19 protein-coding genes and 1 pseudogene are annotated in these 25,313 nt (G+C 46.9%); 10 read left to right on the forward strand and 10 right to left on the reverse strand.

Annotation, left to right across the window (positions count from 1 at the left end; genetic code table 11):
* Window positions 1–63 precede the first annotated feature (63 nt).
* Complete coding sequence (locus FM037_RS11925) at window positions 64–693, forward strand: fumarylacetoacetate hydrolase family protein (protein ID WP_144046183.1); 630 nt, start codon at window positions 64–66, stop codon at window positions 691–693.
* A gap of 329 nt (window positions 694–1,022) precedes the next feature.
* The gene (locus FM037_RS11930; RefSeq protein ID WP_144046184.1) at window positions 1,023–2,312 is read left to right on the forward strand and encodes an NAD(P)/FAD-dependent oxidoreductase; all 1,290 of its coding nucleotides are present in this window, start codon (window positions 1,023–1,025) and stop codon (window positions 2,310–2,312) included.
* Window positions 2,313–2,401: 89 nt separating this feature from the next.
* On the opposite strand, the gene FM037_RS11935 is transcribed toward FM037_RS11930, so the two are convergent.
* Together FM037_RS11935 and FM037_RS11940 are read right to left on the reverse strand one after the other, a co-directional pair.
* On the reverse strand, window positions 2,402–3,061 hold the full coding sequence (locus tag FM037_RS11935) for a response regulator transcription factor (protein WP_144046185.1): 660 nt from the start codon (window positions 3,059–3,061) through the stop codon (window positions 2,402–2,404).
* Window positions 3,062–3,284: 223 nt separating this feature from the next.
* Window positions 3,285–3,713, reverse strand: coding sequence for an acyl-CoA thioesterase (locus FM037_RS11940; RefSeq protein ID WP_144046186.1), 429 nt, complete (start codon window positions 3,711–3,713; stop codon window positions 3,285–3,287).
* A 498-nt stretch (window positions 3,714–4,211) separates the two neighbouring features.
* Between FM037_RS11940 and FM037_RS11945 the strand changes: the two genes are divergently transcribed.
* Window positions 4,212–7,601 carry a glycosyl hydrolase family 18 protein gene (locus tag FM037_RS11945; RefSeq protein WP_144046187.1) on the forward strand — a complete coding sequence of 1,130 codons (3,390 nt, stop codon included), beginning with the start codon at window positions 4,212–4,214 and terminating at the stop codon, window positions 7,599–7,601.
* Between the two features lie 270 nt (window positions 7,602–7,871).
* Window positions 7,872–9,044, forward strand: coding sequence for a lytic polysaccharide monooxygenase (locus FM037_RS11950; protein WP_144046188.1), 1,173 nt, complete (start codon window positions 7,872–7,874; stop codon window positions 9,042–9,044).
* A 71-nt stretch (window positions 9,045–9,115) separates the two neighbouring features.
* On the opposite strand, the gene FM037_RS11955 is transcribed toward FM037_RS11950, so the two are convergent.
* Window positions 9,116–10,180 (reverse strand): 3-deoxy-7-phosphoheptulonate synthase, encoded by a 1,065-nt coding sequence (locus FM037_RS11955; protein ID WP_144046189.1) that lies wholly within the window; start codon window positions 10,178–10,180, stop codon window positions 9,116–9,118.
* A 165-nt stretch (window positions 10,181–10,345) separates the two neighbouring features.
* Entirely contained in the window at window positions 10,346–11,158 is an 813-nt protein-coding gene (ppsR, locus tag FM037_RS11960) for a posphoenolpyruvate synthetase regulatory kinase/phosphorylase PpsR (RefSeq protein ID WP_144046190.1), read from the reverse strand.
* A gap of 126 nt (window positions 11,159–11,284) precedes the next feature.
* On the opposite strand from ppsR, the gene ppsA reads away from it, so the two are divergent.
* The 5 genes from ppsA to FM037_RS11985 all read left to right on the forward strand — a co-directional run bounded on the left by ppsA (window position 11,285) and on the right by FM037_RS11985 (window position 18,408).
* Window positions 11,285–13,654 (forward strand): phosphoenolpyruvate synthase, encoded by a 2,370-nt coding sequence (gene ppsA, locus FM037_RS11965; protein WP_144046191.1) that lies wholly within the window; start codon window positions 11,285–11,287, stop codon window positions 13,652–13,654.
* A gap of 116 nt (window positions 13,655–13,770) precedes the next feature.
* The gene (gene ydiJ, locus FM037_RS11970) at window positions 13,771–16,827 is read left to right on the forward strand and encodes a D-2-hydroxyglutarate dehydrogenase YdiJ (RefSeq protein ID WP_144046192.1); all 3,057 of its coding nucleotides are present in this window, start codon (window positions 13,771–13,773) and stop codon (window positions 16,825–16,827) included.
* A 119-nt stretch (window positions 16,828–16,946) separates the two neighbouring features.
* Entirely contained in the window at window positions 16,947–17,399 is a 453-nt protein-coding gene (locus FM037_RS11975) for a DUF1285 domain-containing protein (protein WP_144046193.1), read from the forward strand.
* A gap of 131 nt (window positions 17,400–17,530) precedes the next feature.
* The gene (locus FM037_RS11980) at window positions 17,531–17,950 is read left to right on the forward strand and encodes a MarR family winged helix-turn-helix transcriptional regulator (protein WP_144046194.1); all 420 of its coding nucleotides are present in this window, start codon (window positions 17,531–17,533) and stop codon (window positions 17,948–17,950) included.
* 44 nt (window positions 17,951–17,994) lie between these two features.
* Complete coding sequence (locus tag FM037_RS11985; protein ID WP_144046195.1) at window positions 17,995–18,408, forward strand: PliI family lysozyme inhibitor of I-type lysozyme; 414 nt, start codon at window positions 17,995–17,997, stop codon at window positions 18,406–18,408.
* A gap of 68 nt (window positions 18,409–18,476) precedes the next feature.
* On the opposite strand, the gene FM037_RS11990 is transcribed toward FM037_RS11985, so the two are convergent.
* Window positions 18,477–18,821: a hypothetical protein gene (locus tag FM037_RS11990; RefSeq protein WP_144046196.1), complete on the reverse strand. Its 345-nt coding sequence runs from the start codon at window positions 18,819–18,821 to the stop codon at window positions 18,477–18,479.
* 206 nt (window positions 18,822–19,027) lie between these two features.
* A pseudogene (locus tag FM037_RS11995) lies at window positions 19,028–20,061 on the reverse strand (Leu/Phe/Val dehydrogenase).
* Window positions 20,062–20,313: 252 nt separating this feature from the next.
* On the opposite strand from FM037_RS11995, the gene FM037_RS12000 reads away from it, so the two are divergent.
* Window positions 20,314–20,757, forward strand: a complete 444-nt coding sequence (locus tag FM037_RS12000; protein WP_144046197.1) for a DUF4826 family protein — start codon at window positions 20,314–20,316, stop codon at window positions 20,755–20,757.
* A gap of 109 nt (window positions 20,758–20,866) precedes the next feature.
* Here FM037_RS12000 and FM037_RS12005 read toward each other — a convergent pair whose 3' ends face one another.
* From FM037_RS12005 to mnmA, 4 genes are all read right to left on the reverse strand, one after another.
* Window positions 20,867–21,991, reverse strand: coding sequence for a ribosomal protein uL16 3-hydroxylase (locus tag FM037_RS12005; protein WP_144046198.1), 1,125 nt, complete (start codon window positions 21,989–21,991; stop codon window positions 20,867–20,869).
* Between the two features lie 86 nt (window positions 21,992–22,077).
* Window positions 22,078–23,448 (reverse strand): adenylosuccinate lyase, encoded by a 1,371-nt coding sequence (gene purB, locus FM037_RS12010; protein ID WP_144046199.1) that lies wholly within the window; start codon window positions 23,446–23,448, stop codon window positions 22,078–22,080.
* 27 nt (window positions 23,449–23,475) lie between these two features.
* A complete protein-coding gene (hflD, locus tag FM037_RS12015; protein WP_144046200.1) occupies window positions 23,476–24,090 on the reverse strand; it encodes a high frequency lysogenization protein HflD in 615 nt (204 codons plus the stop codon).
* A 3-nt stretch (window positions 24,091–24,093) separates the two neighbouring features.
* Window positions 24,094–25,224, reverse strand: coding sequence for a tRNA 2-thiouridine(34) synthase MnmA (gene mnmA, locus FM037_RS12020; protein WP_144048926.1), 1,131 nt, complete (start codon window positions 25,222–25,224; stop codon window positions 24,094–24,096).
* Window positions 25,225–25,313 lie beyond the last annotated feature (89 nt).

The raw sequence follows: 25,313 nt of genomic DNA on the forward strand, positions 1-25,313 counted from the left end.
GTCGTCCTTTTATGAAGGTGTTTTGATAGAATAATGTGGGCCTATTTTTTGGAGTGGAGCTAGATGAATACAGTAGTCGTCAATAATAGAGTTACAGTCGATAAAAGAGTGGTAAGGCCTTCGAAAGTCGTGTGTGTGGGACGCAATTATGTCGAGCATATTAAGGAACTCAATAATGAGGTACCCGATGAGATGGTGCTATTTGTTAAGCCAAATTCGGCGATCTCAACTGAGTTGGTGAGTTTTCATCAAGAGGCGATACATTATGAGGCCGAGTTATGTTTTGTGGTTGAAAATGGACAATTTAGTGCCGTAGGTCTTGGGCTAGACCTCACCAAACGTGGTTTGCAGAGTCGGCTCAAAGCCAAAGGGCTTCCCTGGGAGAGAGCCAAGGCATTTGATGGCTCTGTGGTATTTTCTGAATTTGTTGCCATTGAGAGTGTAAGTGAGAGCCTGACATTCGAGCTGATGATCAATGATGTAAGAATACAAGTTGGCACTATCGCGTTAATGCTGAATAAACCCGAGCAAATCTTGGCCGAGATACAGAGTTTTATGAGTTTAATCGACGGCGATATCGTGATGACTGGCACGCCGAAGGGGGTTGGAGTCGTTAACAGAGACGATAAGTTCAACGCTAAGCTTTACGATAAAGAGCTGTTACTGACACAAGCTTGTTGGACGGCTCAATAAGTCCCGTATTCTACCTTCTTTAAAATTGTTTAAGCCTGTTTAAGGCAAGACGCTCAGTCTCGCCTTTCTGTCGACTGCTTTCTGTTGCTACTTTCTGTTATTAAGAAGTGCCCACTTACGTAAAAAATAAATGACTCTAACTAGGGCCTTTATGTTTGAACTGCCTTCACATGGCCTTGAAGAGGTCATGTCTCTCGCTATTTGTAAAATATTTCAATCAGTGTGTTGACGAGAAAATAGCCTGGTATATACTTAAATTTTTTACGCGTGTAAAAAATGTAAAACAACCGAAACAGAAAGATTTGCCTTAGCAAACAGACGGAGAGCCTATGCCAGAACAACGCTGTGATTCTTACTACAACGCCACCATCAATGATGAAACACATTATCCTCGGCTGGAGGAAGACATTCGGGTCGATGTGGTCATCATAGGCGGCGGGTTTACCGGCGTTGCGACTGCGGTGGAGCTAGCGGAAAAAGGAATAAAAGTTGCCATCCTAGAAGCGAACAAGATAGCTTGGGGCGCTACCGGGCGTAATGGCGGCCAGGTGACCGGCAGTTTGTCCGGTGATGCCGCCATGACGAAACAGCTGCGAAATAGCATAGGCACCGAAGCGGAAGATTATGTCTGGGATCTCAGGTGGCGCGGGCATGAGATCATCAAGAGCCGGGTAGCCAAATATAATATCGACTGCGATCTCAAGTTTGGTCATCTGCATACCGCTTACAAACCTGCTCACATGGCAGAGATGGAAAAGACTTATGAAGAAGCGCTCTTAAGAGGCATGGGTGATGAGGTGCATCTGTTGTCGAAGCAGGAGATCCCTGACTATCTGGAGACGCCCCTGTACCATGGCGGACTACTCAATAAACGCAATATGCACTTACATTCGGTAAACCTGTGTATCGGTGAGGCGCGGGCGGCAGAGATGCAAGGTGCATTGATCTTCGAGCACTCGGCTGTCATTGATATCTGTGATGGTGACTTAGCAGTAGTCAAAACTGAGCATGGCTCCATCACCGCCAACAGCGTACTATTAGCGGGAAATGCCTACCATAAACTGGCACGCAATAAACTCAGTGGCCTCTTGTTTCCCGCATCTTTGGGCAATTGCGCCACGGTAAAGCTCTCTGCCGATGTCGCTAAGGCGATAAATCCTCATGATGTTGCTGTGTACGACAGTCGGTTTGTGCTCGATTATTATCGAATGACGGCGGATAACCGGCTTATGTTCGGTGGTGGTACAAATTACTCGGGACGGGACTCTAAAGATCTGGCAGCTGAATTACGCCCGGCAATTGAGCGGACATTTCCTCGTCTGAAGGGAGTCGATATCGAGTTCGAATGGACAGGTATGGCCGGTATCGTGGTTAATCGTATTCCACAGCTGGGTAAAGTATCGGCTAATGTTTTTTACTGCCAAGGATACTCGGGTCATGGGGTGGCCACGTCCCATATCATGGGGGAGATCATGTCCAAGGCAATCATAGGTCAGCTAACTGAATTTGACTTGTTTGCCGGGATGAAACATATCCGCATTCCCATGAATGAATGGCTGGGCAATCAGGCTATGGCACTGGGGATGACTTACTACCGGATGATGGAACATTTTCGTTAATGTCCCCACATTGAGTTTCTATGCTAATCCATAAACTAAAAAGCCAATCTAAATAGATTGGCTTTTGCTTCAATTACGTCTGAGTTTGACTAGAGCTCTACTTTTTCCATCTCTAACTGCTGCAACGAGATAACGGCTTGGGTGCGATTTCTCACGCCTAACTTACGAAATATCGCTGTGGCATGAGCCTTGATTGTGGCTTCCGATACACTTAAGTCATAGGCAATTTGCTTATTGAGTAAGCCTTCGGCAAACATCTGCAGCACCTTGTATTGTTGTGGAGTGAGATCGGCAAGCTTACTGGCCACAAGAGCGGTAGCATCTTCCTTTATCTCCTGTATCTCGGCATGATCCGGTAACCAAATATCCCCATAGAGTACCGAGGCCAAGGCGGCAGCCAGTGTTTCCATCGAAGATGACTTAGGAATAAATCCTGAGCTACCATAATGGACGGCACGGCTGATGGTCATATTATCTTCATGGGCGGAGATAACGATGACTGGAAGATCGGGAAAGTGGGTTCGCAGATGAATAAGGGTCGAATACCCGTGGGAGCCAGGCATCTGAAGATCTAACATGACTAAATCATAGGCCTGCTGTTTATTTTCAAGCAGGCTCTGAAGTGCATCGGCACTGTCTGCTTCGAACCAGTTGGTGTTTGAGAAGGGACCACTCAAGGCTTGTCGTAAGGCGTTACGAAACAGCGGGTGGTCATCGGCAATAATAATGTTTAAATTTTCTAGCTTCATGGCTTTATATTTTATTTCGTTGCGCGTGAAGATTACATCAATGTAACAGAAAAAGTATGGGGGGGACTATTGGTTTATGGGTATTTGGCGGTGATTTAGCCTTAAAGCCCGATTTTATTCGACTTCGGTCTAACTAGAGGCATACGGAGTTTCAGGGGATGAAAACTATCGGGACAATAATCTGGTCATCAAGGCAGTGATTATTGTCACCGCCTTTTATGATTTATGACCCTTGCGTCCAGACTTGGGTGGGTTGTCTGTCATCATCTATGGCAACGAAGGTGAAGACGCCTCGAATAGCATGCTCTCTGTGGTCTCTATACATGTCTTCGACAAAGATATTCACTTCGACTTTTAAAGAGGTATTACCCACATGGATAACCCTGGCGATGATTTCGGCCAGGCTGCCAGCAGGAATAGCCTTCTTAAAGTCAATCCTGTCCGAGCTCACTGTAACCAGAGGCTTACGGCAGAAGCGAGTGGCGGCGATAAAGGCGGTTTCGTCCATCCAGGCCAAGGCTTCGCCACCGAAGAGGGTGTTGTGGTGGTTGGTGATGGACGGAAATATGGCCTTGATGACACGGGCTTCGGATTGTTCTATACGGGCATTGATCACTGGCGAGCGACATTCGGGTGTTTGGGATAATGGCATACGGCAACCTAAGGTTATGCTAGTTCAATATTGGCGGAATATAGGCGGAGAATTATAGTGAAACTTCCTGTCTAAAGGAATCATTATTAAACGAGTGTTTTATTGCCGTTTTTAAAACCGATTATCTATGATTTAGCGGTGTCATTTGTTAAAAAATAAACTGATATTGAGTTTATTTAACCTGAGTTGATTGTATTTAAAATAATAAATACGCATCTATTTCGCATAGTTCATCGCTTGTGGCGTATTTGTTAGTCTTTGAAAAATAAATGAAAAGTTAGCTAAGTTATAAGAGGTGATTTTATTATTATATTAAACTAATAAACAAATTCAGAATATGAGTGTAGTTTAAATAGTATCCAAACCACTTCATAACCAATGGCTTGAAGTGAGCGGGTGTAAATACCGATGAAGTTATCTTGCCGTTATGGTTGTTGAGTTTTGTTGTCTCTGTATTTAGGTATTTCGGTACAACTAAATAATAATAGGAATAATCAAATGAGTAACAAAACTGCATATTTGGGCAGGCGGCACCGCCTCGCTTTATTAATAAGCACATCGCTTTTGAGTCAAGCCGTGGTCAGCCAAGCTTACGCTGTCGATTGCCAAGGGGTCGCACCTTGGCTAGCCGATACCGTGTATGCCAGTACCACACAGGTCACAGAGCAAAATACCCTCTTTCAAAATAAATGGTGGACCACCAACGAGTCACCAGCGGATGCCGGTGAGTGGGGGGTGTGGGAAACCTTAGGTCAATGCGATGGAGCCTCAAATCAAGCGCCTGTGGTGAACATACTCGCGCCTCAAGCAGGTAGTACAGTCAACCTAAATGATTCGATGGTGCTTAACGCCGAAGCGACCGACAGTGATGGCACGGTAGACAGCTTGATGTGGACGGCGAACGATATTCCGGTGACCAGCCCTTGGTTAGCACACCTTCAAGGCGCCGTGGTATTGAAGGTCACCGCTACCGATAATGATGGTGCATCGACTGAGCAGCTGGTTAATATTACTGTGGTGAATAACCAGAATTTATCGCCTGAGACAGCTATTATTTCGCCAATTAATGACAGCGCTGTCACATCCGGAGACTCGATTCTTATTACTGCAAATGCATCGGATCCCGATGTTGGCGACAGCATAGCTAAGGTTGAGCTGCTTGTTGACGGCGTGGTTGTGAGCACAGATACTAGCGATCCCTATGAGTTTAGCTGGATTGCTAGCTATGCGGGAGATCATAGTCTGCAATCGCGTGCATTTGACTCTCAAAATGACAGCGCTGTCTCTGCGTCAGTCAATATAAACGTTACAGCGGCCAATCAGCTGCCGAGTGTTGAATTAACCTCTCCGAGTGCCAATTTCAATTTGGTTGTCAATGGTGAACTGTCTATCGGTGCCAATGCCTTGGACAGTGATGGTGATATCGTCTCGGTGAGCTTCTTCGCCAATGGTGTCTTGATAGAAACAGACACCCTAGCGCCGTATTCGACTCTGTATAGCACAGCGCAAGTGGGCGATCTGTCTATTACGGCCGAAGTGACCGATAACCTGGGGGCGAGTGCGCTTTCGAGTGCCATTCTTGGTTATGTGGGTGATAGACCGACAAGCCATGAAGCCTGTCGTCCCGATGGTTTAGAAGGGGATTCAGTTTATTGTGATATTTATGATGAAAATGGTCGTGAGAAGATGGGCGCCGATCATGCGCGCCGCGTAATTGGTTACTTTACCTCCTGGAGAAATGGTACCAACGGCCAGCCAAGTTATCTGGTGAACGATATTCCATGGGATAAGATCACCCATATTAACTATGCATTTGCCCATATCGATGGCAATAACAAGGTATCGGTTGGTGATCCAAACAGTTTGGAAAACCCCGCAACCAGCATGACTTGGGCGGGAGTGGTCGGCGCCGAGATGGATCCTGAGTACAGCTATAAGGGACATTTCAACCTGCTTAATAAGTATAAGAAGTTGCATCCTCAGGTGAAGACCTTGATCTCAATCGGTGGTTGGGCCGAGACCGGTGGCTATTTCGATGATACTGGTAACCGTATTGCCAGTGGTGGTTTCTATGAGATGACCAAGACACAAGCTGGGATCAATACCTTTGCCGATTCTGTGGTGGAGTTCTTGCAAACCTATGGTTTCGATGGCGCAGATATTGATTATGAGTATGCCACCTCGATGGCTAAATCCGGTAATCCCGATGACTTTGCCGTCGCCGATCCGCTCAGAGCGACCCTATTTGCTCAGTACGACACCTTGATGAAAACCCTGCGTGAGAAGCTTGATACTGCCGGTAAGCAAGACAATAAGCACTACATGCTTACTGTTGCCGCCCCTGCATCTGGCTATTTGCTGCGCGGCATGGAAGCGTATCAGATGACGCGATTCCTCGATTACGTCAACATTATGAGTTATGACCTACACGGTGCCTGGAACGATTTTGTCGGCCATAACGCCGCGCTTTATGATACCGGCGAAGATGCCGAGCTGGCATTTTGGGATGTGTATTCGACTGCGCAATATGGTGGCATTGGCTACCTCAACACCGACTGGGCCTATCATTATTTCCGCGGCGCCATGCCAGCGGGCCGTATTAATATAGGCTTACCTTACTATACCCGAGGTTGGCAAGGAGTCACTGGTGGGTTAAACGGTCTGTGGGGTAAGGCGGCATTACCTGATCAAGCCTCTTGTCCATCGGGTACCGGTGAAGGCGACAATAATTGTGGTTATGGTGCTCAGGGGATAGATAACCTCTGGCACGATCTTGATAAAAACGGCAACGAGATGTTCGCCGGATCTAATCCCATGTGGCATGCCAAGAACCTGGAACAGGGCATAACCGGCAGTTACCTTGCCAGCTATGGCCTAGATCCTATCAATGATCCTGCCGATGAACTGACGGGAACTTACGAGCGTCATTACGATAATGTCGCCCAGTCTTCCTGGTTATGGAATCCATCAAAGCAAGTCTACCTGTCTACCGAAGATGAGCAGGCGATGAATACTAAGGTTCAGTATGTGGTCGACAAAGGTATCGGTGGCGTGATGTTCTGGGAGCTGGCCGGTGATTTTGACTGGTATCCAGAGCGTAACTCTGGCCAAGGCGAGTATTTCATCGGTGAAACGATGACAACGATTGCCTACGATAAGTTTGCCAGTGCGACGCCTTACGGCAATACCGTCAGCAACTCTCCTGCGCTGGCTAACGCCTTAGCCTTGAGCGCGAACTTGTCGGGTTACAAGGTGGGTGACAGTAATTATCCCATTACGCCGACACTCACCATCAGCAACAACAGCCAGAGCACTATACCTGGCGGTGCCGTGTTTGAGTTTGATATCTCGACGTCGACGTCATCTCAAATAAGCGATCAATCGGGCATGAACTTAGCGGTTGTTACCGATGGGTCAAACGCGGCTTCGGGTAACGTCGGCGGCCTGGAAAATGATTTCCATCGGGTTCGCTTTACTTTGCCTAGCTACAAGTCTATCGCGCCTGGTGCCGATTTTGGTGGCACGATTAAGTATTACTTACCTGTGTCTATGCCTTCGAACTTCACCGTGTCATTTGATGGGGTTACCTATGACTTTGGTCAAGCAGGGAGCACAGTGCCGGGTGAATGTGAGCTGGATCCAACGGCGCCGGGTTGTGGTGATACCACACCACCAATATCTGATTCATGTCGTGATGCCAATATCGAACCGTCCGTTATCCCGGCTTATCCGAACTTCCCTCAAACAGACTGGGCGGGAAATCCCAGTCACGCCACTGGTGGAGACAGGATGAAAGATGAGACGGCCGTATTCGTTGCGCTTTGGTGGACCAATGCCAAGCCAAGTGCCTCGAGCGGCGATTGGGACTTTGTTTGTAACCTGAACTAGGTGATGAACTAAGTCATTAACTGCGTAAGTCATCAACTGAATCAGTTTTTTAATTAAATAACTGATTGGCTAAGCCAGTATTTGAGTGAACCAAACTAAAGGAACGGTTCGCTTAAATACTGACTCCAGATCGCTGCAATGGACCTAAGTCGCGACAGAGCCGCTTATTCAGGCAATCAGTATCAGGCCAAGTGGTGGCTTTTCCCTTGTATTACCCGTTTTTGATTGAGGCAGACTCAGTGGTACTGCCTAATCGATGAGTGAGAAACAATGAAAAACTCAATTCAAATTATCATCAGTCTCGGCCTGACAATGGCCTTGCTAAGCAGTCAGCTCGTTCAGGCTCACGGTTTTATGGAAAATCCTAAGGCGCGTCAGCAGTTTTGTGTCGAAGCGGGGGGCTATTGGTGGCCCGAAGACGGCTCGGCCATCCCGAATCTGGCTTGCCGGGTGGCTTTTCTTGCCAAGGGCACTAAACCTTTCGTGCAAAATAACGAATTCTCGGTCAATGTTATCGATTACCACAATATCGAAGCGGTAAAACTGGCTATCCCGGATGGTCAGCTCTGCGCCGGTGGAGACATTGACAAGTCCGGCATGGATATCGCCTCACCATACTGGCAGCGTAGCCTGATCACCCCGGACAGCGAGGGTCATGTGACTGTGACTTTCGATGCTCATACTCCCCATAACCCCAGTTTCTGGGAGTTTTACCTGTCCGCCCCCAGTTTCGATGCTGACACGGAAACTCTGAGTTGGCAAAAACTCGCGCTTATTGCCGAGGTGAGCGATGTTGCTGTCACCAGTCTCGATGGCCGTAATGTGTATCAGATAAGGGTTCCTTTTCCTCGAGACCGCCTTGGTGCTGCGACCTTGTATACTCGATGGCAGCGTGAAGATGCCGCTGGTGAAGGTTTTTACAATTGCAGTGATATTACCATAGTAAATGAGACTCAACCTTTGGAGTGGACCGAGTTAGACCAATATATCGTCAACGGTTTAACGGCTAATGAAGGTGATGAAGTCTGGTTCCGTCTGTTTAGCCCCCAGGGGGATGAGTTGGTGTTTGAGAAAATTACGGTAGAGCAGTCAAACCTGGCCACTGAGATATGGGCTAAACAGCTTTCACAGCAAGTGTCGGCTCAATATTTTTCAGTAATACAAGTGGGAGTTAAATCTAGTGGTGATGCAATTGTCTATTCAGAGGATCTGGCTCTTAATAAAGTGTGGGTTAACCAGTTAGGACTCACCTTCAGGCTGGATGTGAAAACGCCCACTGAGCCACCTAAAACATGCACTCAGTCTCCATGGGATGAGTCTGGTACCTATAACAGTGGCGATCTCGTGGTATATGAGTCACTCAGCTATCAAGCCAAGTGGTGGACTCAGAATGAACTTCCATCCGCGTCGGGCGTGTGGCAGTTATTGGGAGCGTGTCAATGATCTTGATGGATTTTTAGATCAAAAAAAGGCTTCTTAGCAATGCTGAGAAGCCTTTTTTACGGGATTAGCCTTTACGAGCTAAGTTTATTTATTCTGTCTCTCGACGCTTTAGCGAGAGAGCGAAGCAGTTTCTCTGAGTCTTCCCAATGCAAACAGGCATCTGTGATGCTCTTACCATAGACCAGCTCCTCACCAGGGATCACCTTCTGGTTACCCTCTTCGATGAAGCTTTCGGCCATGATACCTGCGATAGCCGTCGAGCCTTCATTCATCTGTTTGATGATGCTGTCGGCGACGATGAGTTGCTGGGCATGTTTCTTCTGGCTGTTGCCGTGGCTGAAGTCGACAACCATACGATGGGAAACACCTAAGCTTTTCAGTTGCTCTGCAGCGGCATTAACGTCTTCGGCGTGATAGTTAGGTTGCTTACCACCCCGTAGAATGATGTGGCCAAATGGGTTACCACTGGTGCGATAAACCGCCATGGCGCCATCTTTATCCGGAGAATAGAAGATGTGCGGCTCTTTCGCAGCGCGCACGGCATCGATGGCAATATTGATGTTGCCGTCGGTGCCATTTTTAAAACCAACCGGGCAAGATAGGGCCGATGCCATCTCACGGTGAATTTGACTCTCTGTGGTGCGCGCGCCGACAGCGCCCCAGGTAATGAGGTCGGCGATATACTGACCGTTCACCATATCGAGGAATTCGGTTGCGATAGGCAACTTGAGTTCGGTAATTTTTTGCAATAATTCACGGGCGAGACGAAGTCCCTTGTTGGCGTTGAAACTGCCGTCGAGATCGGGATCTGAGATGAGTCCTTTCCAGCCGACTGTGGTTCTGGGCTTCTCGAAGTAGACGCGCATCAGGATACACAGATCGTCTTTCAGCTCCATATGCAGTTTTGCCAAGCGCTCCGCATATTCTACGGCCGCCTTGGTGTCATGAATTGAGCAGGGACCTATAATAACCAGCAGTCTTGGGTCTTCACCGGTTAAGATAGCTTCGACTTCGCGTCTCTGTTGAACCAGGTAGTCGGCAGCCTCTTGGGTGAGGGGATATTCAGAAGCTAATTTAGCCGGAGAAATTGCCTTACATAATAAAGTGGTGCGTAGTTCGTCTGTTTTAATGGTCATTCATTGTACCGAGCGTTCGTAAGGGCATTTAGCCTGATTGCTTCGGATTATAACGAATAGTTTAAAGATGCACAGCGCCTTAATCACGAAAAGTGAGGTTAATTTCGGCTCTCTGTGCATATAAGTTGCCAAATAAGTGAATATTTAAGCAGTTTCAGCCCTACATCAGAACATATGACGTTTCAGTCCGGTGACATCGAGGATCTTAGTGGCTATCTCTTCGACCGAATGATTGGTGGTGTCGACGTAGGGGATACGCTCGCGTTTGTACATCATCTCTACCTCTTTAACTTCGATACGACATTGACGCAATGAGGAGTAACGGCTGTTCTCCATGCGGCTCTGGCGTATCTCATGGAGGCGTACCGGATCTATGGTTAGACCGAATAGTTTTTTCTTATTTCGTTTGAGCTCAGGGGGAAGTTTGAGGTTATCCATGTCATCTTCGACAAAAGGATAGTTGGCGGCTTTAATACCGAACTGCAGCGAAAGGTAGAGGCTGCTTGGGGTCTTACCACAACGAGACACACCTAATAGAACTAGATCGGCACTATCTATGTTCTTTAATGTCTGACCGTCATCATTATCCATGGTGTAATTGATGGCTTCTATTCTGGCCTCATAGCCTTCATTATCCTTGCCGTGAGTTCGATGAACCACGGGAGAGGCTTTCATTCCCAATTGTTTCTCCAATGGGGCCACAAAAGTGTTCAAAAAGTCATAATCTATGCCTTCACTGCTGAAGATGATGTCTCGAATCTCAGGTTTGACGATAGAATGGAAGACTAAGGGACGTTCACCTGTTGTAATAAAACAATCATCTATTTGGGCTTTAATTGCTTGAGCTTTAGCTTCTGTTTCGACGAATGGAATTGTAAGTGCATCAAATTCAACGGGAAACTGTGAGAGGACTGCATGGCCAAACACCTCTGCTGTGATGGCGGTACCGTCTGAAATATAGAAAACTTTACGTAACATTTTGACCTCTTGTAGTAATAAAATTACAAATAAAATTATAGATTTACGCTTGTTGCGATGGAGTGTAAAATGCCGCTGCCCTCCTGTGAAGGGGCCACACTGAAATAAACTTGCGGAGATAGAACTGTGCAGCAATATGTACTCTGGTATCAAGAATTAGGCATGGGTGACGTCAACAAGGTCGGCGGTAAGAACGCTTCTCTTGGAGAGATGATTAGCAACTTAGCTAATGCAGGCGTTCAAGTGCCTGGCGGTTTTGCCACCACCTCTTACGCGTTCAACGAATTCCTTGAACAAAGCGGACTGAACCAGAAGATATACGACATTCTAGATATTCTAGATGTAGATGACGTGAACGCACTCGCTACAGCCGGTGCACAGATCAGACAATGGGTGATAGATACCCCATTCCACCCCGAATTTGAGCAGGCCGTAAGAGATTCTTACGACAAGCTTTCCTCTGAAACTAAGGATGCATCTTTTGCGGTTCGCTCATCGGCGACAGCAGAAGATATGCCCGATGCTTCATTTGCCGGTCAGCAAGAAACCTTCCTTAACGTTAAAGGCTATGACGCGGTTCTGGTAGCGATGAAGCATGTATTTGCCTCCTTGTTCAACGATCGCGCTATCTCTTATCGTGTTCACCAAGGTTACGACCATAAAGGTGTCGCCCTGTCAGCCGGTGTGCAGCGCATGGTTCGCTCTGACACCGCCGCTTCTGGTGTTATGTTCACCATGGACACCGAGTCAGGCAATAATGATGTGGTATTTATTACCTCTTCATTCGGCCTGGGTGAAATGGTTGTTCAAGGTGCGGTTAACCCGGATGAGTTTTATGTCCATAAGCCCATTTTAACGGCCGGTCATCAAGCCGTTGTTCGCCGCAATATCGGTAGCAAGCTCATTCAGATGGTGTATTCCGATGATGAGGCCCATGGCAAGCAAGTCAAGATTGAAGACGTTGCCGCCGATAAGCGTCGTCAGTTCTCTATCAATGACGATGAAGTCATGGAACTGGCTAAACAGGCCATGGTCATCGAAAAGCACTACGGACGTCCAATGGACATCGAGTGGGCTAAAGATGGCAATGATGGCAAGCTTTACATCGTTCAGGCTCGCCCTGAGACTGTGCGTTCTCGTGAAGATGTGCAGTTGATTGAGCGCTATCATCTTAAGACTAAGGGTGAGGTACTCTGTGAAGGCCGCGCCATCGGTCATAAGATAGGCAGTGGTGTGGCTAAGGTTCTGTCTTCAATCGCAGACATGGATCAGATTAAAGAAGGTGATGTACTGGTTACTGATATGACGGATCCCGATTGGGAACCTATCATGAAGCGCGCCAGTGCCATTATCACTAACCGTGGTGGTCGTACGTGCCACGCGGCGATCATAGCCCGTGAATTAGGCGTGCCTGCTGTCGTAGGTTGTGGTGACGTGACTGAGCGTATTAAGACCGGTCAAAAAATCACAGTTTCTTGTTCTGAAGGAGATACTGGCTTTATCTATGAAGGTATCCAGGACTTCGAAGTCACTTCATCTCGTGTAGATTCTATGCCTGATCTTCCAATGAAGATCATGATGAACGTGGGTAACCCGGACAGAGCGTTCGACTTTGCCCGTCTTCCTAATGCCGGCGTTGGTCTTGCACGTCTTGAGTTCATCATCAACCGCATGATAGGTATTCATCCTAAGGCGCTACTCGAGTTTAACCAGCAAGATGCTGCGCTTCAGGAAGAGATCAACGAGATGATAGCGGGTTATTCATCGCCGGTTGAGTTCTATATTGCGCGTCTGGTTGAAGGCATGGCGACTATCGCATCGGCTTTCTATCCGAAGAAAGTGATTATTCGTATGTCTGACTTTAAGTCGAACGAGTACGCTAACTTGGTCGGTGGTGATAGATACGAGCCTGAAGAAGAGAACCCTATGTTAGGTTTCCGTGGCGCTAGTCGCTACATCTCTGATTCTTTCCGTGACTGTTTCGCACTCGAGTGTGAGGCTATCAAGCGTGTGCGTAATGAAATGGGTCTGACTAACGTCGAGATCATGATCCCATTCGTTCGTACTTTAGGTGAAGCGGCTCAGGTGATTGAACTGCTTAAAGAGGAAGGTCTGGAGCGCGGTAAAGATGGTCTTCGCGTCATCATGATGTGTGAACTGCCTTCTAATGCACTGCTTGCCGAGCAGTTCCTCGAGTACTTCGACGGTTTCTCTATCGGTTCTAACGATTTGACTCAGTTGACGCTAGGTCTGGATCGCGACTCAGGTATCATCAGTCATCTGTTTGATGAGCGTGACGAAGCTGTTAAAATCCTGCTGGCTATGGCCATTAAAGCCGCTAAGGCTAAGGGTGCTTATGTCGGGATTTGTGGTCAAGGACCTTCAGATCATGCCGATTTTGCTGCCTGGTTAGTCGAGCAAGGCATCGATACTGTTTCACTGAACCCCGACACTGTGATCGATACCTGGCTGTATTTGGGTAAAGCACAGAGTTAATTATTCTTTACATAGAATAAGCTAATCTTAAAAGCCGCTATATAGCGGCTTTTTTTTGTGTCAGATTTTTATATAATAGCGGTATAATTACATAAATATAATAGACAGAAACATATATGTTACCTAACGCTAAGTTGCCCAAGTTATCACATGAAAACACCCTCGAGCCTGAATACCTTGCCTTCTTAATCGCACTCGAACGCAGTGAGTTCAGCGGTGACATAGACAAGCGTTACAGTGCACGCTTAGCTCAGGCAACCGATAACTCTGTCTATCAATTTCTACCCCAGGCTGTTCTTTACCCCAGAAATCAACAAGATGTTGCCCTTGCCCTTTCGCTTGCTTCACGAAAAGAGTTTGATAGCGTGGTATTCAGTGCTCGTGGTGGCGGCACCGGCACCAATGGTCAGTCACTGACCCATGGTTTGATTTTAGATCTGTCCCGCTACCTCAATAGCGTGCTGGAGATCAATGCCGAGGAGGGCTGGGTGAGGGTAGAGGCCGGTGTGGTCAAGGATGCCCTCAACGATGCGCTCAAGGATCATGGCTTCTTTTTTAGTCCAGATCTTTCCACCTCCAACCGTGCCACCATGGGGGGCATGATAAATACCGATGCTTCCGGGGCTGGCTCGCTGGTCTATGGCAAGACTTCCGATCATGTACTCGAGCTATCCAGCGTGTTATATGATGGCAGCGTATTGAATACTTATGCAATTAAGCGTGAAAAACTGAAAAATGTCGAAGCGCTCACTAATAACCCACTAGGTCAGCAATTAATCGCTAAGATTGCCGATATGTGCAGTGTCAATCGTGGTGAGATAGAAACGCGTTTTCCTAAGCTCAATCGATTTCTCACCGGCTATGATCTAAAAAATGTCTGGAATGATGAACTCACCGAATTTAACCTGTCGCGTATTTTAACTGGCTCCGAAGGGACCTTGGCGGTGATCACCGAGGCTAAATTGGATATTACGCCTCTGCCTGATGTCCGCATGATGGTCAACATCAAGTATGACTCATTCGAATCTGCGCTGCGTCATGCTTCCGAGCTGGTTAAAGCCAACGCGACAGTGGTAGAAACTGTCGATTCTAAGGTCCTCAATTTAGCGCAGCAGGATATTATCTGGCATTCTGTCTCAGACTTGATTAAAGATGTTCCCGGTAGTCGTATCGATGGCCTGAACATGGTGGAGTTTGCCGGTGAAAGAGAAGAGGTTGAAGCGAGAGTATCAAAACTTATCTCCAGCCTAGACGCCCAGCTAGCGGCAGGTTCTTGTGGCTTACTTGGTTATCAGCAGACCAGTGATAAAACCAGTATCAATATGATCTACGCCATGCGTAAGAAGGCGGTTGGCTTGCTAGGGGCGATGAAGGGGCGACGTAAGCCCATAGCCTTTGCCGAAGATACCGCCGTACCGCCGGAGAAGTTAGCCGACTTTATCATGGAATTTAGAGCCCTGCTCGACAGCCATCAGCTTCAATATGGCATGTTCGGTCATGTAGATGCCGGGGTATTGCATGTGAGGCCGGCGCTGGACATGTGTGATATCAATGACGAGAGGTTATTGAAGCGAGTTTCCGATCAAGTCGCTGAGCTAACCCTTAAATATGGCGGCCTTATGTGGGGCGAGCACGGTAAAGGAGTGCGCGGTGAGTATGGCCCGGCGGTATTTGGTCAGCATCTGTATGGCCTGCTCGAAGAGGTGAAGGGATTGTTCGATCCCCATAATAAACTCAATCCCGGCAAGCTGGTGGCGCCTAAAGGCACTGGTGCCTTGATCTACAATGTCGACAGTGCCAAACGTGGCAGCCTAGATCGACAGATCCCGATACAGACTCGAAATGCATTTCCCGATGTGATGAACTGTAATGGCAATGGCCTGTGTTTCAACTACAGCAGCTATTCACCCATGTGCCCTTCATTTAAGGCCACAGGTGACAGAGTCCAGTCGCCGAAAGGTCGTGCGGGTCTGATGCGAGAGTGGCTTCGCCTGCTTGAGAAAGAGGGGGTGGATGTCGTAGAGCTTGCGAAGCAAAAACCTCAGGGCTTGCTACAGAGGGCACAAAATAGCTTAAAAGCTAAGAGTGAATACGATTATTCACACGAAGTCATGGAGTCGTTGAAGGGCTGTTTAGCCTGTAAGGCCTGTGCATCTCAGTGTCCGGTTAAGGTCGATGTGCCTAAGTTCAGGGCACAATTCTTCAATATCTACTATCAAAGGTATCTGCGTCCGGCAAAAGATTATCTGGTGGCCGGCATCGAGGACTCTTTACCCTTGATGGCCATCGCGCCCAGACTCACCAATGCACTGGCGCAAAACAGCATCAGTCAATGGGTGATCAAGAAATCCTTGGGTTATGTGGATGCGCCGGCTTTATCTGTGCCTACTCTGAAGCAGCAATTAGATGGTCATGCTTGCAGAGGTTATGATCTTGAGGCGCTGGAGGCGATAGACGATGATGAACGTCATCAATATGTCTTGGTGGTTCAAGACCCATTTAATAGTTTCTATGAGGCCGACACGGTTTACCATTTCATCAAGCTCATTGAAAAAATGGGGCTTAAGCCTGTGTTGCTGCCTTATAAACCTAACGGTAAGCCCATTCATATCAAGGGGTTCTTGGATAAGTTTGCCAAGACTGCTCAATCATCGGCAGATTTTCTGACCAAGTTGCACGCATTGAACATGCCCATGGTAGGCGTAGATCCGGCCATGGTATTGTGTTATCGCGATGAGTATCGGGAAGTTTTAGGTGATACCAGAGGTAATTTCGAGGTTAAACTGTCCAGCGAGTGGCTGCTTGAGGCGATAAAAACCATGCCCGAGGTAGGGGAGGCGCTCAAGAACACCAGTTTTACTTGGTTTAGTCATTGTACTGAATCGACTGCTAAGCCAAGTACTGGCGCCGAATGGAAGACGATTTTCTCTCACTTTGGTGCCAAACTTGACACTGTGAGTCTAGGTTGTTGTGGCATGGCTGGCACTTATGGCCATGAACTCGAGAACAAGGAGCGTTCTAAGTCCCTGTATGATATGTCATGGGAGCAGGCCATGAAGGCCGTGCCTCAGGAGCAAATATTGGTTTCGGGTTACTCTTGTCGAAGCCAGGTGAAGCGTTTTGGCGGTTTCAAGCCGAGGCATCCCGTGCAGGCGTTATTGAGCTTAATTTAATCATTGTTGAGTATGAGATAAAAAGGCTAGGTTACCCTGGTCTTTTTATTAGCCTTTCCACTGCCCTTTCTATTGGCCTTTCTACTGGTAATAAGGGGAGGGCGGCATAAGGAGATGAGATGAGTAAAACATCGGAAAATAGCAAGGCAGATAAAGTCGGTAGTGCATTGAAGCAGTTGAGGCAAGATAATGCCCTATGCACTGAAACTGTGTTATTTCATATCGACAATCAGGGGCAATGGTTTTACCAAAATGAACCCCTACCGACAAAATTTGCTCGTCTGTTCAGTAGTATTCTTCAGCGTATCGATGCAGAACATTTTTTGATCACGCCGGTTGAAAAGCTTAAGGTGTCGGTGGAATCTGTTCCTCTCATTATTGTTGATTATCAAGCGCTAGAAAGTGGCAGTTTTAAGCTGGTGACAGGCTTGGATACTTACTTTAATATTGAGGGCGTAAGCGCCTTTACCATTGAAGAGGATGGCGTCTTCGTTGAGCTATCTAATGGGCTGGCGGCCAAGCTCGGCAGGGCTTGTTATTACCGATTCGTAGAAGAGTATGTTCTTGAGTGAGCTGGTATAAAGAAAATCTAGGTTAACGCTTTGATGTTATATCGTTTTCATAATTAGTTTTGAGTATTGCTAGTTTCTTGTGAGCTTAGTGGTAGTATTAAATTAGGTTCTTATTGAATTGGAGGTGCTAGTTGAAACATTATGAAAGTCTTGGCTACTTGGTATCTCACTTGAATATTGACCTGCAAAATGCACTGGATGAGAAACTCAAACGATACCAACTCGATATTAAGCTTTGGCCGGTTCTTTTTGCTCTTTGGCAAGAGGAGGGGATAACGCAAACTGAGTTATCTAAGCGTTGCGATGTTGCTAACTACACCATGACTCGGTTATTAGACCAACTTCAGACACAAGGTTTAATCCATCGCCACCAAGAGGCCGACAATCGTCGTGCTTTTCAGATCTTTTTAACCGACATTGGCAAAGCCCTAGAACAAGATTTAATCCGTGAAGCCGAAAGGGTCAATGATAATTTTCTGGTCAATTTGTCTGAAGATGAGCAAGCGTCTTTTATCCTTATGCTCAATAAGATCAATCGCTTCCCCACCTGATCGGTTAAGATACCTGCCATTGGTCACAATAGGCACAGCTTCAAATGTCAAAATCCACTGCAATACTCGTCTTTTCTCTTATGCTGAGCGCATGCTCTGTTAATATTCAGAAAACTGCCGAACCGTCATCCATAAAGCGGGTGAGCGAGAACAATACTGCCCAAATTTATGTCACTAAGGTCGAGCTTGCAAGGGGTTACACTCTGGTGGTGTCTGAAGGCCCGTTGGAACCGAGATCTATCGGAAGTGTTACCGTAAAACTGTATCGGGATTTAAGCGTAGGAGACTTCGTCTCTGCAGTGTCATATCCCAGAGATGGGACGATATTAACGTCGTTATTGATTGAACATGGCACTCATAAACAAAAGCTGTCAATTACCACCATCACGGCAGGCAGTGGCAATTACCAAACTAGCCAGCTTATCTGCATCCAAGGTGAAAGGCTCAGCCTTTGCTAGCTCAGAGCGATAGAGGTGTATCCATCACCTTACTGGTTTAGTCTGATCCCTCTTATTGAATAAAGTGATCAGTTTAATAGCAGCAAGAGTAAGCCTGACAATGTGGTGAAAATGACGAGATTTTGCAGCAACTGTCTACTCTTGCTCAGGTTCTCTTTCCCCTGGTGAATGCTAGTGATTAGACTGTTACTCTTATAAATTCGACAGATCATCTCTTCGGATGTTGGATCTATAAGTAATTGAAAACGACAGGAATTACCATCATTGAGCCGGATGTTGTGTTCACTGTTATGGCCAAAATTTAGTTTTCTTGAAACCCGTTTCCCATTGACAAAAACTTGCTCTAAACCACACCAGTTACTGGCCTGAAGTTCTATCATGTCTTGGTTGAGATCATACCTGAAAGTCACCATAGCATTTTCCTATGCGAGTAAACGAGCCTCTAAGTTAAGCTGACAAATATGACATTTTCCAGTACGGTTTGATTAAATTTCTATGTCTGACTTGTATCTATTTGCCTGCATTGAAAATTTATTTTTAGAAATAAAAAATGGGACAAAAAATTAATTTTGTCCCATCAATATAGTGAAAAAATCTGTAGTAATTTTACCGATATTTCCTATTTTTTTGCCGCTTCGATGATCTTGCGGGCCATCTCATCGGCAATAGAAGCGGTAGTGCGATCTTGCTCATCAGATGCAGTAAAAATAGTCATCAAGGTGTGGTAGATTTCTTCGACTTTTTTAGTCGATGCATTGGCATCATAGTCTTTTTCGAAAGAGACATTGATGATGCCACCAGCATTGATCACATAATCCGGCGCATAAAGAATCTCCAGTTCTTTTAGCTTCTCGCCGTGATGTGCTTCGGCTAACTGATTATTGGCACAACCTGCCACTATGCTGGCCTTAAGCAGTGGGATAGTCGTATCGTTAATCGTTGCGCCCAGAGCACAAGGGGCATAAATATCGACATCTTGATGATAGATATCTTGAGGAGCAACGACTATGGCACCAAATTCGGCGGCTGCCTTATCTAGAGAAGCCTGATGTATGTCAGTGACGATTAGCTCAGCCCCTTCCTCATGGAGGTGACGACACAGGTAATAACCGACATGGCCCACACCTTGGACAGATATCTTGAGTCCTTTGAGTGAGTCGACACCTAGCTTATGCTTCGCCGCCGCTTTTATGCCTAAAAAAGTACCCAATGCGGTGAAAGGTGATGGATCGCCACTTTTTCCTTCGAGTCCTGCCATGTAAGGCGTTTCTTCATGAGCGATCATGATATCTTTGGTCGACACCCCGACATCCTCTGCGGAGTAATATTTCCCCCCAGAGCGTCGATGCAGCGACCAAAGGCGCGAAATAGGGCTTCACGGTCTTGAAGCTTAGGGTCTGCGATGATGACAGACTTACCGCCTCCCATGGTGAGGCCCGCGAGGGCGTTCTTATAGGTCATGCCACGTGATAGGCGTAACACATCGTTTAATGCCTCATCATCAGACTCATAATTCCACATCCTACAACCGCCAACGGCTGGCCCAAGATTGGTGTTATGAATGGCAATGATGGCTTTTAAGCCACTTTCCTTGTCTTGACAAAATACGACCTGTTCATGATCGTCGAAAGAGATATGATTAAATACAGCCACGTACTGTTCTCCACTTGGGGATGTAAACGCCAGAGCTCAAAGAGATGCTCCGACGGCTTGTTATATTTATTGCAGAACGATAGCATTTAGCGATACTCTCAACAAAGTAAAGATTCGGATTAATTGTGATCTGTGTGGCAATCTAGCTTTCCACTTTACGTCAACGTAAAGTAGTAGTGGTTTTAATGTCCAAATTGCATTAGCCAGCGAAGCGAAATCAATATGTTTACAATAATAAGATAGGAATTCAGTATGACGGAACAAGCAGTCGATCAAACTCAAGCGCTAACAGCAGAACAACAAGAAGAGCTGAGACAGGAGTGGATCAGAGAGCATTTTCAAAAGGCGAATAAATTCTTAGCTGAAAAAGGCATCATTCCTAGCAAGGTCATAGCCGATGAGAGCCGTTACCTGGCGCCCTACGTCGCGGTTTGGAAGATGCAGTCTAAGCAGCCTAAGAAGCAGACTTTTTGGGTGATGTCTGGCGATCTACCCTCGGATTATGTTGATGTAAAAGTGGCGGCAACAGCCCGTGAGGCATTGCGTCACTTCTCTATGGTGTGGCAGTTGAAAGCGGAAAACTTACAAAAAAGTGGCGCCACAAGAGAGCCTACTCAAGCTAAATTTGCTCAACTTTTGGTCTCTAGAGCCGAAAGTTTGTACCACATTCATAACGATGAAAAACTCTGGGGCTAGTGGTAGATTATTCTCTGTTTTAAACACTGCACATAAAAATGGCACCTTATTTGAGGTGCCATTTTTGATTCTGCTAGCTTTACGTGAGCTAAGCCTAAAGGAACTCAGCTTAAGCTAGATAATAATAGCCTAAGTTAAGCATAGTGAGCAGAAACTTTGTCACCTCTGCTGAGCGGATTAAGCCGAGCACTTTATCATTATCCAGACTCATCTGATTGGCGATATAGCTCAGCTCATCTTGGTCTATGTTTAACTTGAACTCCTCACCGTTAATGAATAAGCGTGATTGAGTATCGTCCTCGAGACTGATAACTTTTAAGCCTCCAATTCGGACTAACTGAGCACCTTCCGACAGGGCAGAGGTTAAATCTGCCGTCGAGTAATCTTGCTCTGGCTCGCACAAGTCCAACTCGAAACGGTTCTGACTCAGCAGTTGGCCTAACATCTGCTGGTAATGCTGAGGCTGTGCTAATAAGTCTTTGAGCAGATCCAGTATTCCTGTTTGATGGTCTATGGAAAGACTCGCTGGAAACTCAGGCTCATTTGCAGAGATAAAACGCTGTAAGCCCGTGTTGGTATCAAGCAGATGATCCGCCAGTCCACTCATCAGCTCTTGCTGACTCGGTGCTCTAAAGCCTATGGAGTAGCTCAAGGCCGTTGTGATAGTTTCCCCTCTGTGTGGGTAGCCAGGGGGGATATACAGCATGTCGCCTTTTTCCAGCACCACATCGATAATAGGCTCGAAGTCGTCGATGAGTGCGGTATGGGTATCGCCACCACGAGGAGAGTAATCTCCTCTCGCACCTACTTTCCAACGGCGTGTCCCATCTCCTTGAAGCAGGAAAACGTCATAGTTATCGATATGAGGTCCGACGCCGCCTCCAGGTGTCGCAAATGACACCATGAGGTCGTCGAAGCGCCAATCTGGGATGAATCTGAAGGCTTCGACTAATGAGACTGAATCAGGGTGCCAATGATTGACGGCTTGCACTAACAATTGCCAATTATCTTCACCAAATTGATCATATTCTTCTATGGGGCCCTGAATGATATCCCAGCCATCGCCTTTGGTTATGATAACCCGAGAGGAGAGCTCTTCTTCGCAGGCGAGACCCGCAAGCTCATCGGCGCTGATAGGATCGATAAAATCTGTGAAGGCATTTTTGATGACTAAGGGGGTCTGCTGCCAATGCTGTGCTAGGAAGTCTTGAGTATTGATATTCAGTTTATACATAGATGCTTATTGATAAGGTCATAAAAAAGGCGGTAAGGATAAGCTTACCGCCTTTGGTGTAGTTTGTCTTATAGACTATTAAAGCGTTACTTTAGTTCATCTACGAAGGCTTCGGCGCGGCCAATGTAGTTGGCTGGCGTCATCTTCTTAAGTTCAATTTTCACTTCAGCTGGAAGCTCCAGACCCTCGATGAATACGGCTAACTGCTCGCCATCGATACGCTTACCGCGAGTCAGCTCTTTAAGCTTCTCATAGGGCTTCTCGATGCCGTAGCGGCGCATCACGGTTTGAACTGGCTCTGCCAATACTTCCCAGTTTTTGTCCAGCTCGGCTCTAAGCTGAGCTTCGTTAACTTCCAGCTTGCTGATCCCTTTCAGGGTTGACTGATAAGCGATCAAGGCATGTGCCATGCCTACGCCTAAGTTACGCAGCACGGTAGAGTCGGTAAGGTCACGTTGCCATCTCGATACTGGCAGCTTAGCGGCTAAGTGCTGCATCAAGGCATTTGCTATGCCTAAGTTACCTTCCGAGTTCTCGAAATCGATAGGGTTAACCTTGTGAGGCATGGTTGAAGAACCAATTTCACCGGCTATGGTTCTCTGCTTGAAGTGGCCCAGTGCGATATAGCCCCAGATATCACGATCGAAGTCGATCAAGATAGTGTTGAAACGGGCGATGGCATCAAACAGCTCGGCGATATAATCGTGAGGCTCAATCTGAGTGGTGTATGGATTCCAGTTTATGCCCAGACTTGTGACGAAACGCTCGGATAATGTGTGCCAATCGACTTCAGGATAAGCTGATATGTGAGCGTTGTAGTTACCCACGGCGCCATTGAGCTTGCCCATGATTTCGACCGCTTGGATCTGCTTAAGCTGACGCTCCAGACGAACTACTACGTTGGCCATCTCCTTACCTAAGGTCGAAGGTGAGGCGGGTTGACCATGGGTACGGGACATCAGTGGCACTGTTTTGTGCTCGACTGCGAGTCCCTTGATGGCATCGATAACCTTCTGACAGTAAGGAGCCAGCACTTGCTCGCGAGCTTCGGTTAGCATCAGAGCATGAGACAGGTTGTTAATGTCTTCCGAGGTACAGGCAAAGTGAACAAACTCCCCGATAGCGGCCAGTTCGGCATTATCGGTAATCTGCTCTTTGATGAAGTATTCGACCGCTTTCACATCATGATTAGTGGTCGCTTCGATAGCCTTAACTCTCAGTGCATCTTCTTCACTGAAGTTATCTTTAATTTGATCCAGAAGGGCTAATGCCGTTTCGCTGAACGGTGGGACTTCAACTATTTCTGGGCAGCTGGACAACAGCTTTAGCCAGTTTATTTCGACTTGAACACGGTACTTGGTCAGGCCGTACTCGCTGAAAATCCCTCTTAATGAGGCGGTTTTACTACCATAACGACCGTCTACGGGAGAGATAGCAGTTAGTGCGGAAAGTTCCATTAGAAGCTCCTTAATGAACTTGACTTATTATAGGGTGAGGCTTTTTTTAGCTATATCGACTATTGTTTTTCTGGCGAAGACAAGGTGTCTACGCTTGCCTCCTAATTGGCGCCATAATACTGCGCTGCGCATGGCAGAGAGTAATAGGGCTCGGATTTTTTCCTGTACCTGAGACTGTTTCAGATATTCAGGGTTACCCGATATCTGGATTTTAGGACCTAAGTTACTGATAATATCGCTGTAGATGCCAGCAAAATTGGCAACTACCTGTTCATCTGTGATGGCGAAATGGTGCAGTTGACGGTGCACCTGATTGATTCTTTCGGCCAGGATCCCCATAGCATTACCTCGGGACAACTTGCGTTCCAGAGCCAAAATGCCAATAAGGTAACGTGTGACCTCTACATCTTTCTCTTTGCCGTCGCCTAACTGATTGACTATCAGTTGATAGCCTTTTCTTAGGGCAACTTTATCTGCGTAGACATCTGATGTGCTCTCAGGTTCAGTGACTAAGACCGTGTTCAGGCTGGCTGCGAGACTATCAGTATCAGCACTTCCGTGTCTGGCAATATGTTGCACCTGGGCGATGGCCTGTAAGATACCTGCGAAGGCCATTGTGCGTTCATTTAGTTGCTCGTTCACGGATTACTCTCTGATTAATGAGTCGATGATGCCGCCGCCTAAGCAGAGCTCACCAGAATAGAAGACAGCCGATTGGCCTGGGGTCACGGCCGCAACAGGTTCATCAAAAAGGACTCTTATTGTGTCTTCGCCTTTATCATTGGTTTCAAGGAACAGGGTGCAGGCTACGTCTCGTTGACGATAGCGGGTTTTTACCGTGATTTTTGCTTCATTGATGGGGCCTTTTCTGTCGACCCAGTGGAGCTGATCAGCATAAAAACCCACGGACATTAATCTCGGGTGAGTGCCACCTTGGCCGACGACTAAGACATTTCTGTCCATCTCTTTATCGACAACATACCAAGGGTCGTCATTACTGTTCTTCATTCCGCCGATACCCAGGCCTTTACGCTGGCCTAAGGTGTGGTACATGAGTCCCTGGTGCTTGCCGATGACTTCGCCTTCTGCAGTTTCTATATTGCCGGGCTGGGCAGGTAAGAAGGTGCTTAAGAAGTCGGTGAACTTTCGCTCGCCGATAAAACAAATTCCGGTACTGTCTTTCTTGTCATGGGTGATGAGGCCCATCTCTTTGGCTATCTCTCTGACTTCACTCTTCTCGAGCTCGCCCACGGGGAAGAGAGAACGGGCAATCTGCTGATGACTGAGCGTGTAGAGGAAATAGCTTTGATCTTTATTGCCATCGACACCACGTAGCATCTGACTTTGACCTGTTTCATCGCTGCGGCGTACATAATGCCCCATGGCGATATAATCGGCGTCGAGAATTTCATCGGCAAACTCGAGAAATGCTTTGAACTTGATCTCTTTGTTACAGATGATATCTGGATTTGGAGTTCGACCAGCCTTGTATTCGGCTAGGAAGTATTCGAACACATTGTCCCAATATTCGGAGGCGAAGTTGACGGTATGGAGCTTGATGCCAAGCTTGTCACATACAGCTTGGGCATCTTTTAGATCGTCTGCAGCAGCACAATATTCATCGGTATCATCTTCTTCCCAATTTTTCATGAAAAGGCCTTCGACCTGATAACCTTGCTTAAGTAGCAAGTAAGCCGAGACTGATGAATCAACACCGCCGGACATACCGACAATGACTTTTTTACTGCTATTTGCTGTGGGTTCGATAAATGCCATAGATCCTAAAACCATTGAATGTGTCTTTAATCGCTGATTTACTTAGAGAAGAGCCCATGAATCAAGCACAAAATTCTGCGTTGACCGTT

This window comes from Shewanella psychropiezotolerans (genome assembly GCF_007197555.1).
GTDB lineage: Bacteria > Pseudomonadota > Gammaproteobacteria > Enterobacterales > Shewanellaceae > Shewanella > Shewanella psychropiezotolerans.

Coding starts and splice junctions, on each gene's coding strand:
- FM037_RS11925 (WP_144046183.1), top strand. CDS start 64: ATGAATACAGTAGTCGTCAATAATAGAGTTACAGTCGATAAAAGAGTG.
- FM037_RS11930 (WP_144046184.1), top strand. CDS start 1,023: ATGCCAGAACAACGCTGTGATTCTTACTACAACGCCACCATCAATGAT.
- FM037_RS11935 (WP_144046185.1), bottom strand. CDS start 3,061: ATGAAGCTAGAAAATTTAAACATTATTATTGCCGATGACCACCCGCTG.
- FM037_RS11940 (WP_144046186.1), bottom strand. CDS start 3,713: ATGCCATTATCCCAAACACCCGAATGTCGCTCGCCAGTGATCAATGCC.
- FM037_RS11945 (WP_144046187.1), top strand. CDS start 4,212: ATGAGTAACAAAACTGCATATTTGGGCAGGCGGCACCGCCTCGCTTTA.
- FM037_RS11950 (WP_144046188.1), top strand. CDS start 7,872: ATGAAAAACTCAATTCAAATTATCATCAGTCTCGGCCTGACAATGGCC.
- FM037_RS11955 (WP_144046189.1), bottom strand. CDS start 10,180: ATGACCATTAAAACAGACGAACTACGCACCACTTTATTATGTAAGGCA.
- ppsR (WP_144046190.1), bottom strand. CDS start 11,158: ATGTTACGTAAAGTTTTCTATATTTCAGACGGTACCGCCATCACAGCA.
- ydiJ (WP_144046192.1), top strand. CDS start 13,771: ATGTTACCTAACGCTAAGTTGCCCAAGTTATCACATGAAAACACCCTC.
- FM037_RS11975 (WP_144046193.1), top strand. CDS start 16,947: ATGAGTAAAACATCGGAAAATAGCAAGGCAGATAAAGTCGGTAGTGCA.
- FM037_RS11985 (WP_144046195.1), top strand. CDS start 17,995: ATGTCAAAATCCACTGCAATACTCGTCTTTTCTCTTATGCTGAGCGCA.
- FM037_RS11990 (WP_144046196.1), bottom strand. CDS start 18,821: ATGGTGACTTTCAGGTATGATCTCAACCAAGACATGATAGAACTTCAG.
- FM037_RS12000 (WP_144046197.1), top strand. CDS start 20,314: ATGACGGAACAAGCAGTCGATCAAACTCAAGCGCTAACAGCAGAACAA.
- FM037_RS12005 (WP_144046198.1), bottom strand. CDS start 21,991: ATGTATAAACTGAATATCAATACTCAAGACTTCCTAGCACAGCATTGG.
- purB (WP_144046199.1), bottom strand. CDS start 23,448: ATGGAACTTTCCGCACTAACTGCTATCTCTCCCGTAGACGGTCGTTAT.
- mnmA (WP_144048926.1), bottom strand. CDS start 25,224: ATGGCATTTATCGAACCCACAGCAAATAGCAGTAAAAAAGTCATTGTC.